The sequence below is a fragment of the Candidatus Competibacteraceae bacterium genome (assembly GCA_016713505.1).
In the GTDB taxonomy this organism is placed as follows: Bacteria; Pseudomonadota; Gammaproteobacteria; order Competibacterales; family Competibacteraceae; genus Competibacter_A.
In genome coordinates this window covers 85749-99676 of record JADJPA010000002.1, presented here as the reverse complement: position 1 = coordinate 99676, position 13928 = coordinate 85749, and the positions used below count along the sequence as shown (strand labels likewise).

Below are 13928 nucleotides of genomic sequence, written 5' to 3'. Positions count from 1 at the left end.
CGCTATCACCATACCCAAACAGCGGGCGTATTTCCAAGCCTCGACCCAAGCGACGGCGGCGCTGCACTTATGTCAATTTGGATCAAAAATACCAGATAACTTTTGCTTAGGCACTTGAGCTATATTTGCCTTACATTTTTGATAATTGAACAAGTGTAACTGTACGACTTTGAGCGACAGTATTAATATTCCAAACAGCAACCGCTGTTCCACATGCAAACCACCAGTAAATTTCATATAGATCCATGCCAAATAAACCCAGGCCAAGCCTCAATATGACGAAAAGATAAATTGACTGACAAGTTGCCCGCATAATTTGTAGATCTCGTTTATGCTTTTGTAAGTCTCCAAGACTGATATTAGTAGAAGGCTTGTCTAGTAATAAACCTTCAAGCAACTTGCTTTGGGTATTTAAATTTTTTACTAAGCGTGAAAGTATTCTTAATAAAGCAAATATTAATCCAAAAAAAATTATTAAACCTTGTATTCCTAGATTAGTACCAATTTCCAGATATAAATTATGCGTATCCTGGGTACGTCCAAAACGTTGTTGCCGAACTGCTGGGAAAGCTCCGACCCCAACACCAAGAGGGTTATCTAAAAACACTGTCCAAGCATCTCTCAAAATCTCTTTACGAGTACCGGTTGAATTTCCCTCCTTATCTTTTTGAGTAAAAATAGTTTCTGCTCTTTCGATATATCCAGAAGGAATTAAAGGCATGGCTATAAGTAAAACAATTAATAATGTAAAAAATGTTTTAATAGGCTTGCTTGATTTTAAAATAAAAAAAAGAAGTCCAATAACTAGTGCCACATAGCCAGTGCGCGACCCTGTAAAAATGATTATATTAAGGGAAAACAATAATTGAACCAGAAGTATTAGGCGAAAATAGCGATCAACTATACTGAAAAAATAAAAAATAAATGGTAAAGTACCTAACGCCATCCCACTAAAGGAATTTGGGTGTGAGTAATTTGGTGTTGGCCCATTAAGCCTTAATACGCCTTGATTTTCCCAAACAAGCGACCCGGTTATATGACCCAATAACCCCTCTTGGCCCATTTTAAAAAAAGAAAATAGATAAAAACATATAAATAACGCAAGTCGCTTAGGTGTAGTAACAAATGCTGCTATAAAAAAACCAAGCAACGAAAATTTAATTACACGGTCAATGAAAAGATTGAAAGATATCTCGGGAACGTAGGAAAAAAATATCATAATAATCATGCTAATAAAAAGCATGACTAACCACAGACCTATTTCAGATTTTTTTCTATTTGGATTCTTAAAATATGTTTGAACCCCAAATAATGAAAGCACAAATCCCATCAGAAATTCAAATCGAATCGTACTTAAAATTGGAAAGCGAAAACTACCCTGCAAGTACCAATAAACTATATAGATAAGAAAAAGCATAAATAAAATATGACTGCCATAAAAATAGCGCGGCCAATTATTTTCAATAACCCCATCATGCATTACATATGAGTTTGTTGAAATTGAGCGCCGATTTGTTTCCTTATAAAGGTTATCTTTAAAAAAAATATTTTGGTTCATCAGCGCTGGCTCGGCTCAATTTTAGCTAAAGCCATGAAAAGTTGAAAAATTTTCATATTTTGCCTTATGGTCTGTCCTCACAAAAACATCTCATTGATTAATCTATAATTTTATCAAAAATTAGACAAATAATCTAGATATTTAGGACTTTTGCTTCAAGTTACAAGATGTTGATAGTGTCACAGCTTAAAATTTCATGGATATAAATTCTTTACGGCGGTCATTATGAATCTGAGGTCTCGACCAAGAGACGAGGATTTATGATTAAAGAGTACCAAAGTCTGAGTCATACCCGGTGGGATTGTAAGTATCATGTGATGTTTATCCCGAAACGGCACAAGCGGAAGATTTTCGGGGAATGCGTCGACACCTGGGAGCGATTTTCATGAGCTGGCGGCGCACAAGGAGGCGCGGGTCGTAGAGGGGGGGCAGTCTGAAAAAAGTGGATGCTAAGATTCTTAGACTGAGAGAAGGAGGAGAGCCATGTGACGACTACTCCGAAGGGTCTACACGAAAGAGTTTCGCGAGCAAGCGGTGCAGCGGGGGTGGGAAGCGGTAAAATATGAGGCGGTGTATCCTCGGCAGTATCAAAAACTGCGCGAGGCGCACGCTGGACGGTGGCTTACTTTCGGTTCCACAACACCGACCATCCGCACCAGTCGCTCGCCAACCGGACACCAGCCGACATCACAATAACGTTCAACCGCTCCAACATGCAGCGTGATGAGCCGTTTCTAACCAGCATGGCTTCTATCTTAAATAGCCCGGCCTTTAGCCTTGACTGAGGGGTCCACTTTAGATAGCCACTAACGGCGACATTGACTAGGTGATCACCAACCGTGCCCCAAACTCCATCGACGCACAGGTCGTTCGCCATCAGAACAAGCTGCGTTGGATAATCAAGCAGCTTTATTGAGAGGCAAAACAACTGACCGGTATCGAAAAATGTCAATGCCACAAACAGCGCGCCCAACGCACTCACCTCGCGTGCTGCTATCAGGCAAGACCCTCTTAAAAAGAATGACTAAAAAGCTGAAAACAACGATCTACTAGGTTAAAAATAATCTCTGGAGCCACTATTTGCACCAGAAGGGGCCCCTACAGATTCCCATGTATCTACCCTCCTAGAGAAAAGATCAAGAGAAAATCCTGGAAATGTAACCTGATCATAACGCTTTACAACTCTCGCTTAAAAGAGCAGTATAAACATATTTTTGAATAGAGCAAAATCGAATGCTAATATTGTTTAGTCAACAAATTCAAATCTAGGCACATCAGTCCACAGTTTAACCAACTATATTAATTATACTAAAAATTGGTCATATATATAAAAAGCCATGCATTCTATGTTCACTGAAACCGAGGTCGCTCCGCTGTTAAATTGTCGTTGTATTGCTATATGTTCTGTAGGGGAGTTATTTGGGGGGGTTGAACGCCATATAATTGGCCTCTTAAAAGGACTTAGAGGGCATGGAATAGATACTTTGCTCTTTCTTTTTTATGATCATGAATTAGCTGCTCAAGCTCGATCACATGGTTTTGAACCAATTATTTTGCCGCGCTATAACTCTTATTTTTTGTCAACTGCTCGGTATATGGCGCAGGTTTTACAGCAACGACAGATTCGTATCGTGCACGTACATGGCTATAAAGCCACAGTCTTTAGCTTGCTGGCACGCTACTGGTATTCTTTCTCTATCCTGAAAACTGAACATGGCTTGCTGGAACCTATGGTTGGAAGACCAGTACAGAAAATGTATAATTATCTTTACCGTTTTTTAGATATTCTTGCCACAAGAAAAGCGAATGCAATAGTTTGTTACGTCACTGAAGAACTTCAGACTCACTATCGTGGCGCATATCATGGGCTACAAAGTATTACTATTCCCAATGGTATTGCCAGTATTGATCGTCTCTCACTACAGCGTCCATCCGAATTTCGTGAAGATTGGTTTAATTTAGTTATTGTAGGGCGTCTGGAAACCGTTAAGGGACACTCTCTGGCTATAGAGGCCATTGCGGCTGCTAGCAATTTAGCTGATCTGCATTTACAGATTGTGGGTTCGGGTCCTTGTGAGTCGGAGTTAAAAATATTAGCCGAAAAGTTAAATATTTCTCATAAGATACATTTTTTAGGATTTCAGCGCAACGCTTACAACTATATAGCTTATTGTCATGCGCTCCTGATGCCTTCACTGCATGAAGGCTTACCTTACACTCTCCTAGAAGCTATGGCGCTCGGTGCACCAATCATTGCATCCCAAGTTGGTGGACTTGCCGAAGTACTTCAAAACGATATAACGGCTTTATTGATACCGCCAGGAAATTCTGAAGCGCTCGCTCAATCAATTCGCAGACTATATTCTGATCCAGAACTTCGCTGTCGGCTTGCTAAGAATGCTCAGCAACTCCAACAAACTCAATTTTCTCTTGAGAAAATGATACAGCGTTATCTTAGCGCTTATCAGAAACTTTTAAATTAAATACCTAACCAAAGTTGATACAGTATTTTGATCCGAGCTTGGCCTACCCAGAGAAAAAAATCAAGCGAAAGTTTTTCTATTTTTTGAATAAGACTCAATCATTTGTTCAAGAGATTTAAGAAGAATTTTTTCATCTGCTTGCCAATTATATTTTTCTAATACCATTGCACGGCCTGCATTACCAAGAGTCTTTCTCAAATTTTCATTACTTAATTCTACTAAAATATCTGCTAATTTTTCAAAATCATGATCATGATAAAAACGACCACAGCCGAGTTCTTCTACTATATCGCGCAAAGCCTGCGCATGGCTGACTATCACTGGCTTACCTTGAGCTAAGTAATCATATATTTTGTTTGGAATAGTTGTATTAGTATGCTCCGTTACATAGTGAGGCACAAGGCAAATATCAGAGGCAGAAATAATTCCTGGGACATATTGTTGATCAACCCATCCAGCAAAACTAACATGCTCATCTAACTGCAAGTTAGATACTAAATTTTTTAAATCATTAATAGCTTGCCCATGCCCTACTATTAATAAATGAATATTTTTTCCTAATTTTTTAATGGCTATAGGCAAAGAAAGCAATACAGTTTGAAGTCCTCTTGTTTTTTCTAAACCTCCTACATACAACAGGCGAAGTGCATTTTTTGTTTTAAGCATGTCTGCAAAAGGGTGTGGTTTGCTAGCCTGACTCTCTTGTATACGCGGAGTATTACCCACAACCCACATCAGATTTCGGCAACCTGTTATCCCTTCAACACGTCTTCTACTTGCTTCTGAAACCACCCATATACCATTTAGTTTAGGAATGATCCATCTTTCTAATTTTCGTAATAAAATAGGGTTACGAATCAGATAATCAAAAGGATTTGGTCCCTGAAATTGCCAAGTATCTTGAATCATAGCTGGATAATTTTCTGCCATATCAATGATAACTGGAATTTTATATTTATTCCCCACATAATATGCCGTCGGACTTAATGGAAGATCTCTTACAATAAGGATATCAGCCGAATCCTTAATAACTGCTTTTTCTAGTTCTCTTATCCATATTGGCGAAAAAAAAGCAGGAAAGTTTAAAAGATTCCTATCTATACTTGTTAACCCCTTTGGTAGGCGGCGGATAGCTATACCGGAATCGGTTCTCTCCTCACGAGGTAGCCCTCTTCTATTTCGAGAGACTATTGTTGTTAATATTCCGGCATTAATCATGCTACTTACAATTTTTTCAACTCGTATATCCCAAGGATATTCATCCTGAAAAAGATATATTGCTCTCATCTATTAACTCCATAAGTCCAAGAAAATGCTTAAATAACCTGAGTTCCGGATAAGGATAAGGAAGTAGTACCTGGAGCGGAGTCTGTTATTAACCCAGCAATGAAATAGGCGATTAAGCGGCGTAGTGGACGGCGGGGTGATTGAAATAGGTCATGATACGCTCTGGGGTATTGATGAGGAATTGGAGGAAGGCGTTTGCTTTGTGCCGCAAGGCCTGGGGCGTGGAGGAACGGGCCGATAACCGCAACTGGGTTTTGAAATCGCGATTGAGGTATTCGGTGGGATTGCGCTCTGGGGTATAGGGCGGCAAGTAGACTAGCTCGATTTGCTCGGCGTGTTCGCCGACCCACTCGGTGACGAGCTTCGCGTGATGGACTTTGAGGTTGTCCAGAATCAAAAAGACTTTCTGGGGCTGGTCGGCGATCAACTGGCCGAGGAATTCGAGGAACAAGGCCGCGTTCAGGGCCTGCTCGATAAAGCGGAACCGGACGAGGCCTTGGTTGCTGATGGCCGACACCAGCGCCAATCCAGACCGGCGGCTGGAGGTGGCAAGCACCGGCGTTTTCCCCTGAGGCGCATAACCGCGCACCCAATGGCCATCTTCCACCACGGCCGTCTCATCGCCCCAGTAAATCACCGCTTTCTCCGCCTTCGCTCGCGCGAGAATCGAGGGGTAAGTCTCGTCCAACCACCGTTGCACCTCGGCAGGCCGTTGTTCCAAGGCGCGCTTGAGGGGTCGTTGCGGGCTATAGCCCCACCGCGACAGATACTCGCCCACCGTCCGAATCGGCATCGCCACCCCAAACAGCGTTTCGATCAATTCCATGACCGCCCGCCGGTTCCACAGCGCAAACGGCAATCCCCGTCGCCCCGGCGTCTCGTCCACCAAAATCGAGCGCACCCGCCACTCTTGGGCCAACGTCAGCGTCCGGCCCGTCAAGTACCGCCGTCCCCGCCGCCGCGATTTCAGGCCCGCTTCTCCGTCCCGACCAAAGCGTTGGCCCCACCCGATCACCGTGCTGATATGCACCCCGACCACCCGCGCGATTTCCTTCCAGCTCCACTGCAAGTCTTCCCGCAGCCGCAGCGCCTGACGGCGCCGTTCCTCCTGCGCTTCCGGCGACAAACAACGTGCGTCGATCTTTTTCATGTCCCTCACTATACCACTATCGGCTAAATAATTGCCGGGTTAATAAGGTTCCCGGTTACCCTACCTAATGCCCTGGAAGTCACTCCCATGAGCTTAGATGGCCTGTTCTGTTCCGCAGCCTTTGAAAGCAATTCTCTAACTTTATCAACTGCAAACAATTCCCTATATTTTCTAAAAACTCCAGATTTATTAATTCATCATTGGATTTTTCTGTAACATTACGATCTCGAAGTTCTCAATCTTCTTCAAAGAAACCTGCTATTAAACTCGGCTTCCATCATTGCTCTAGGCCGTGTCGTGAATTAAGCCAGATGAAGGAAGCGGCCAAGTAGATAGCGGTGAGGAAATAGCGAGCAGTTTTGTCATAGTGGGTGGCGACAGCCCGATAGTGTTTGAGTTTTCGGAAGAACTTTTCAATCAGATGGCGTGCTTTATAAAGTTCCTAGTCGTAGGGGTATTGGATTTTGCGGTTGGATTTGGGGAATGATGGCGGCTTTTCCAGCACTGCGCAACGGCTCCATCACCGGTACTTATCCCAGGTTTTCAAGCGCCGTATTTAACAACAGGCTTTAAGGGACCCGGCAAATAGCAAAGCGATACTTGCCAGAAACCGTCTGATCCAATGTTGGAACAATTTGTATCTCGATTAACACATCCACACCAAAAACCAATTTTAATTCATCATGTAATTTGCTTTGACTCAACTGATTAAAATCGCTTCCTTGTACTAATTTGACACAAATTTTTTTAAGATCATCTTGAATCAACTGCATCTGCTCAATCCCGGGTATCGCAGTTAAGGTGCGCTCAACTAGTGAAACACCGGCAACTAGAGAACCGTCTGGCCCTTTCAGAAAATCCGCTTGACGCCCAACGATTCGTTCCATGAGCGGTAACCCGCGCCCGCAAGCACACTTTCGATTGCTCGAAACACCGAGATCTCCAACTTTATAACGAATTAAAGGCATCCCGTGATTAATGAGGTCGGTCACCACAATGTTGGCTTCCTCGCCAAAGGCCGCTTCAGTACCATCATCTTTTAGGAACTCAATAATGAGATGGTCAATATTTAGATGTAAACCCTCATGCTGTTCGCACTCGCAAGCAATTAACCCTACTTCTTCACATCCGTAACGATTTGTGACTTGACAGTTGAATATTGTTTCGATCACTTGGCGCTCAGGCTCTAGCAACATCATTGATGTCGCTATAACGCCGCGCGGTCTTAGATTTTCTATACCTAAACGTTTCAAATAGGTTGCCAGAATATAAATCGAATGTGCGTGACCAAAGATAAATTGAGGCTGTTGGCGACGCCAATCTTCTAAAAATTGTCGGACACTCATCTCATTGATACTCATGGTGTCCAAATAGATAAAATGATCAAGTAATGCGTTGCGAAGCTTTTTCTTCAATGTATCCGCGATAGGCGGATTACCCCAAATTGCCGCAACTTTCATTCCTATATCCCAACCTGCCCAACGATCACTTCGCATGGCAGCAGCATTACGCATTTCCTGACATTTTTTGTCGAAGTAAAGCGTTAAAGCCGTACCTGTGGAACCACCAGTTTTTGCTTCCACCAAATTCGAGCGTTGAAATTGATCCGACAGCAGGAAAGCTGCGTTATCGCGAATATCCCGTTTGGTTAATAATGGAAGATGATAGAAGTCCTCCCAATTACGGAGTATTCCATCGAACTCTAAATTGCCATAATGTGACTGGTAATAAGAACAATGGTCATAGGCATACTTAACTATTTTACACAGCCGCTGCCATTGCTGCTGGCGAAGAACTTCAGGGCTCCACCACTGACTGGCCGAGAGTTCTTTTAAGTATTTTAGGCGATGAGCTCCATCCTTGATTTCCCACAGCGGGAAAAATATATGTTTGGAAAGCCAAGCGAGCATTTCAGACCCTCCCCGACCAGCGATAATTTCTCCGGTTCCCTCCATTAGCCGAAATCACCCCATCGTAACAGGTCATTTGTTCAGCCACCATACGTGTGTGGGTATAAGCACGAACGCTTTCATAACCAGCCTCACCTATTCGTCGTGCGAGCGTCCTGTCGGAAAACAGGCGGATCACGTAATCGGCTAACGCTTTACTATCTCCTATCGGAATTAAAAATCCATTACGGCCAGTCTGGATCACTTCTGCATTGCCTCCGGTGTCGGTACAAACAGTGGGTCGACCCGCTTGTAAGTATTCGATAATCGAGTTTGAAAAACCCTCCGATTCGGAACAGAGAACAGCGACTGTAAATCGCCGAATATAAAGTTTCGAGTCCCTGACTTGTCCCGTAAAAACGACTCGGTCTTCAATACCAAAATGGCGAGCTAAAGCACCTAATTTTTCCAATGTATACGCGGCTTCGGAGGTCGTTTTATCACCCACGATGACTAAATAGGCTCCAGAGAAATATTTGCTAATGCAAGCGAATGCTTCGATCAAGGTATCCATTCGCTTGATGGGCTTCAAATTTGCCACGATTCCAACGATGAGAGCATCATATGGGATTCCGGGTAAATTCGCCATGGCCGCCGGTTGATCGTCCTTTTCAACTAATGACGTATAACCATTATAGATAACCACTATTTTATCTGGTGAAACCCATTCCTGTTGCTGGACCCGCTGTTTTACCGCATGGCTATTTGCGACGTAGCGATCAACAAACGGCGCAACCAACCTAAGCACCACAAGATTGTACGGCGTATACCAAAACCCCATATCACGTCGAGATACCAGCACGTTAATACCCGATAGCTTCATGAAAAAAGGGGCGATCAATGCGGTATCATTGAAATAACAGTGCACCAGCTGATAGCCTTCCCGGCGCAAAGCCAGCGCGTAACGTACAATTTTGGCGATAGTCCGAAAGCTTGCTAATTTTTCGATACCTAAAACGTTTACCGGACATGGAAACTGTCGGCTTTCGATATATTCACTGCGGCGCAGCACCGTCATGGCCGGTTCGTAACGAGATCGATCAAGATGTTGGATCAGTTGCAACAGTTGGCCTTCGGTTCCAGCTTGAGGATTTCCATAATAATCCACAAGGAACATAATTTTCGTCGCCATGCTAGCCGTTCAACTCCCTACTCGCGGCTTCCAAAGCACCATCTTCTGACGGTTAATAAATTTCCAAAGCGCGACTGCACAGGCCAAATTGAGGATGACAAAGTAATAAGGCGCCAGCAGTTTCGAGGGCACGGTGGGTGAACGCGAGAGAGTAGGACCCAGCATCGCAAGCCCGTAAGCCACCGCCTGCGCTATGAAGAAAGCCAAATAGAACGGATGTTTGCCAATGGCTAACGCATTAAAACCGAGCAGGCCTACAAGAGGCAAAAATGCTCCATAACGTAGAACCTTATGCGAAAGCAACTGCCATGCGAACAACGGATCGCGCAGCGGATTAAATAGATTACGTTTATCGAACAAAGCCCAGAGCGCCCGCAGTGATACGCGAACCCGCATTCGAAATTCATCGGCTGCAACAGCTAACGCCGGCTCATAAAGTATCGCTTCTGGCTCATAGACAACACGTCGAGCCTGCTCAACCACATTGAGCGGCAAAACAAAATCAGGCAACTGATCCGGACGCATGGGGACATAAAGCTCTCGGCGAACCGCGTCGATCCCTCCATCCACGCCGACCACTGAGTGCACGCGAGTCTCTAAAGCTCGCAACAGATTCTCATAGCGCATGTAGGCGCCTGACCCTTCACCAATGCCGGCACCTTCTGGATTCGTATAAACCATCTGGCCGGTTACATAGCCGACTGTCGAATCGGCAAAATCACGCACCAGCCGCCGGATCGCATCCGGCCTGTAGAGCGAATTGGCATCGGAAAATATCAGGATTTCCCCGGAAACATGAGCCACAGCCATGTTGAGCGCCTGGGTCTTACCTTGGCGGGGTTCTTGGCGTAACAGGCTAACACGGCCTTGATGACTTCTTGTCAGCTCTCGAACAATTTCATCGGTTCGATCCGTCGAACCATCCGAGACGACCAAGATTTCTAATAGGTCGGTCGGATAATCTTGAGAAAGTTTGTTGAGTACCGTCTGCTTGATTTCTCGCTCCTCATTAAAAGCGGCGATCAAAACAGTAACTTTAGGTGTTATATCAGCTTTACGAATATCCCGACTCATTACGTGAGCCAACAACAACACCATCATCGGGTATCCGATATAAATATAGAATATTAATCCCAAACAAAGCCAAAAACCCGCCTCTATCAACACGTCATTACCTTATTTCTCACAACATCAATCTCGCTCACACATTCAAACAGCATGACGCTCATACCACTCTTGGAACATGATGAGGGAGAATAGTAATTTATTGTTTTTATGGCGACCCATTAGATGCTCTTCGAGTTTCAAGGAAACATAGTCAATATCAAACAGGCCAGTTTGGCCCAAGCGATCCCGGCCAAGAGCATCCCGCGCATAATCCGCCAAATCGGTCCGCAACCAAGCTGCCATTGGAGACTCAAACCCTTGCTTTCTATGGTTTATTATCTCAGCCGGCAAGTGACGGGCCGCAAGTTGCTTCAGCAAAATCTTTTTACGGCGCCAATCCAACTTATAGCGAGAAGGAAGCTGAGCGCTCAGTTCGACCAACGGATGATCCACAAGCGGTACTCGAACCTCAAGAGAATGCCACATACTCAAACGGTCTGAGAGCGCCAGAATATCTTCTGGCAAATAGGTTTTCATATCGACATAGAGCGCTTTACTTAAATCGTCTGGTGCTTGGCATTTCTCGAATAATTCGGTAATAATTCGATCCGTCGCGCCAAAATCGATGTGATGCGCGATAGATGAGGCAAACAACTGACGCCGTTCTGGAGCGGTGATCGTCGAGATAAAGCCCAAATAGCGCTCGGCTGGGGATTGTAGCGCGGCTGTCGCAAAGCGCTTGGCATGGTTCACCCGGTCCCCGCCGTGCGCGGGTTCTGGCAAACAATGCACCAGCGGTTGAATGAACCGGCGGTGCAACCCTTCTGGCATCAGGCGGGAATAGTACTGGCTCAGCCACACACCCGAATAGCGCTCGTAACCGGCAAAAAGTTCATCGCCGCCGAGACCAGATAAAGCAACCTTAACCTGTTGTCGGGTAAACTGGGAGACGTAATAGCTGGGGATCACGGAATCATCCGCAAAAGGCTCGTCAAACGCGTCGACGATCTCACCTACAATTTTGCAAAAATCCGGTTGGACCGTATATTCATGAAACTGGCAGCCATACCGCTCCGCCACGCTCTTGGCCAGCGGCCGCTCATCAAGTAACGGGTTACGCGCACCCCCAAAACCCATGGTGAACGTCTGAACCGGCTCATTGAGATGCCGGCTCATTAAAGCGACGACCAGACTGCTATCAACACCCCCCGAAAGAAAAGCGCCTAATGGCACATCGCTGACTAAGTGCGAAGTAACTGCTCCCTCAATGGCTTGATCGAAGCGCTCCAACCAGCTTTGATCATCCGCTTGTGGGTCGACAGCAGCAAAATCAACATCCCAATAGTGGCGCTTCTGGATACGCCCGGCTTCATAGGTCAACAAATGGCCAGGTTCAAGCTTATGGATGTTGCGATAGATGGTTAGTGGCGCAGGAATATAGGTAAACGCGAAAAAAGCATCAAGTGTTTGATAATCGAGCTCTCGTTGGATTAGATTCGTAGCAAGAATAGCTTTAAGTTCCGACCCAAACAGCAAGGCATCATCAATTTGGGCATAAAACAACGGCTTGATGCCAAGCCGATCCCGAGCTAGCAGACCACGTTTTCGAGGTACATCCCACAGTGCGAAGGCAAACATGCCACGCAGGTGATGGACCAAATCATCGCCATACTCTTCATAGAGATGAACGATGACTTCGGTGTCGGTATGGGTTTTAAATTGATGGCCGCGCTGCACTAGCGCGGCGCGCAGCTCACGGTAATTATAAATTTCACCATTGAAAACAGTCCAGATAGTTCCTTGTTCATTTTGAATAGGCTGGTGCCCACCGGCCAAGTCGATGATACTCAAACGTCGCATCGCCAGTCCGACGCCACTATCTGTAAAGATGCCTCCCTCATCAGGCCCACGCCGCACAAGCGTCTGATTCATCCGCTCCAAAGTTTCATTGGAAAGCGCCGCGTGCTCTCCATAAAATCCGCAAATACCGCACATGAGATCAGCAACAAAATTCAACTATAATGAAAAGAAGATAATAAACAACAATTTATTTTCAAATGTTTTTTCTAAATTTCTGTATTTTGCTCTATAACTAAAATTAAATTCGAGTTAGCCTTGCAGTGCGAACATACAAGCAGTGCGAACATACAATAATAGATAAAGCATGTTTCCACATTAAAAATACGCCTTGTAAATATTTATTTCACAAAAATTAAACATAGGAAACGTCCCATAATATCTGGAGTTCTAACTTCAGACGGTTGAAGCTGAGGTAGGCTTTGGTTTGGGTTTGAACCAATCGTATTCGGTTTTACGCCAAACGATTTCGGGGAGGAGCCTATGAAATCAATTCTTTACGCCTCAGTAAAAGGGTTTTTAGCAATCCTTTATACGCATTTATTTCGATAGGATTCTGATAAATAGATTTTAAAAAATACTGGCAAGATTTTGCTTTATCTATCTTACGGTAATATTCACCTCGGTTACGAAAAGTAAATGCATAAGCTTTTCGTATAATCCAGTTAGAAAGCAAGGGCTTATAGTTTTTTATAAAGCTGCTCATAATTTTATCAGAGCACTGTTGCCGAAGTTCTAAATTTTTTGACATCTGGCCAGCGTGGCCAACACGATAAACCAGTAAAGGTTCATCTATAAAATCAAACTCATAAAGCGTTGATATTCTTAACCACAAATCCCAATCAATACCCATTCGAAGGGTTTCATCAAAAGCGCCACAACGCTCTAAACACTCTCTTCGTACTATGGATGAAGAAAAAGGCACAAAATTATCTAAAAATAAATAATTTGTAACATTTCCCGATTTGGGGATAAGGTATTTTTCAGTAATCCTTATATTATTAAGTGCCTGCCCTAGCTCATCTACATAGCGCGCTCGGCTATAAACAACACCGATCATATTTTTTGAAAATAAAGGCATTTGTTTTTCTAATTTATTTTTTTCCCATGCATCATCAGCATCAAGAAAAGCAATAAAATCCCCTGAAGAGTTTTGAATACCAGTGTTTTTTGCTTTTGCCTGACCACTATTACCCTGTTTAATATATTTAATGTTATCAAAATTTCGAAATTTTTCCATAACTTCGTCAGTATTATCAACCGACCCATCATTAACAATGACAATTTCAAAATCAGAAAAACTTTGCTGCAATATTGAATCCAAACACTCAGCTAAATAATGGCCATAATTATAACAGGTGACCACAACACTGACACTAGGTACTTTCATAAATTTTAACTTAAA

10 protein-coding genes and 2 pseudogenes are annotated in these 13928 nt (G+C 44.0%); 2 read left to right on the top strand and 10 right to left on the bottom strand.

The features are described 5' to 3' along the window. Nucleotides 1–130: 130 nt before the first annotated feature. Nucleotides 131–1558 carry an O-antigen ligase family protein gene (locus IPK09_15345; GenBank protein ID MBK7984972.1) on the bottom strand — a complete coding sequence of 476 codons (1428 nt, stop codon included), beginning with the start codon at nt 1556–1558 and terminating at the stop codon, nt 131–133. Between the two features lie 263 nt (nt 1559–1821). Between IPK09_15345 and IPK09_15340 the strand changes: the two are divergent. After that, nucleotides 1822–1984 (top strand): annotated as a pseudogene (locus IPK09_15340) (IS200/IS605 family transposase). A gap of 196 nt (nt 1985–2180) precedes the next feature. On the opposite strand, the gene IPK09_15335 reads toward IPK09_15340, so the two are convergent. After that, on the bottom strand, nt 2181–2531 hold the full coding sequence (locus IPK09_15335; protein ID MBK7984971.1) for a hypothetical protein: 351 nt from the start codon (nt 2529–2531) through the stop codon (nt 2181–2183). Between the two features lie 373 nt (nt 2532–2904). Between IPK09_15335 and IPK09_15330 the strand changes: the two genes are divergently transcribed. After that, a complete protein-coding gene (locus IPK09_15330) occupies nt 2905–4041 on the top strand; it encodes a glycosyltransferase family 4 protein (GenBank protein ID MBK7984970.1) in 1137 nt (378 codons plus the stop codon). 60 nt (nt 4042–4101) lie between these two features. On the opposite strand, the gene IPK09_15325 is transcribed toward IPK09_15330, so the two are convergent. From IPK09_15325 to IPK09_15290, 8 genes and pseudogenes are all read right to left on the bottom strand, one after another. Beyond that, entirely contained in the window at nt 4102–5328 is a 1227-nt protein-coding gene (locus IPK09_15325) for a glycosyltransferase family 4 protein (GenBank protein ID MBK7984969.1), read from the bottom strand. A gap of 112 nt (nt 5329–5440) precedes the next feature. Then, nucleotides 5441–6478, bottom strand: coding sequence for an IS630 family transposase (locus IPK09_15320; GenBank protein MBK7984968.1), 1038 nt, complete (start codon nt 6476–6478; stop codon nt 5441–5443). A gap of 277 nt (nt 6479–6755) precedes the next feature. Next, nucleotides 6756–6947: pseudogene (locus IPK09_15315) on the bottom strand (transposase). A 100-nt stretch (nt 6948–7047) separates the two neighbouring features. After that, entirely contained in the window at nt 7048–8388 is a 1341-nt protein-coding gene (locus IPK09_15310) for a phenylacetate--CoA ligase family protein (protein ID MBK7984967.1), read from the bottom strand. 1 nt (nt 8389) lies between these two features. After that, nucleotides 8390–9559, bottom strand: a complete 1170-nt coding sequence (locus tag IPK09_15305) for a glycosyltransferase (protein MBK7984966.1) — start codon at nt 9557–9559, stop codon at nt 8390–8392. A 9-nt stretch (nt 9560–9568) separates the two neighbouring features. Further along, nucleotides 9569–10660, bottom strand: coding sequence for a glycosyltransferase family 2 protein (locus tag IPK09_15300; protein ID MBK7984965.1), 1092 nt, complete (start codon nt 10658–10660; stop codon nt 9569–9571). A gap of 108 nt (nt 10661–10768) precedes the next feature. Continuing rightward, complete coding sequence (gene asnB, locus IPK09_15295) at nt 10769–12682, bottom strand: asparagine synthase (glutamine-hydrolyzing) (GenBank protein ID MBK7984964.1); 1914 nt, start codon at nt 12680–12682, stop codon at nt 10769–10771. Nucleotides 12683–13004: 322 nt separating this feature from the next. Then, complete coding sequence (locus IPK09_15290) at nt 13005–13913, bottom strand: glycosyltransferase (protein ID MBK7984963.1); 909 nt, start codon at nt 13911–13913, stop codon at nt 13005–13007. Between the last annotated feature and the right edge of the window lie 15 nt (nt 13914–13928).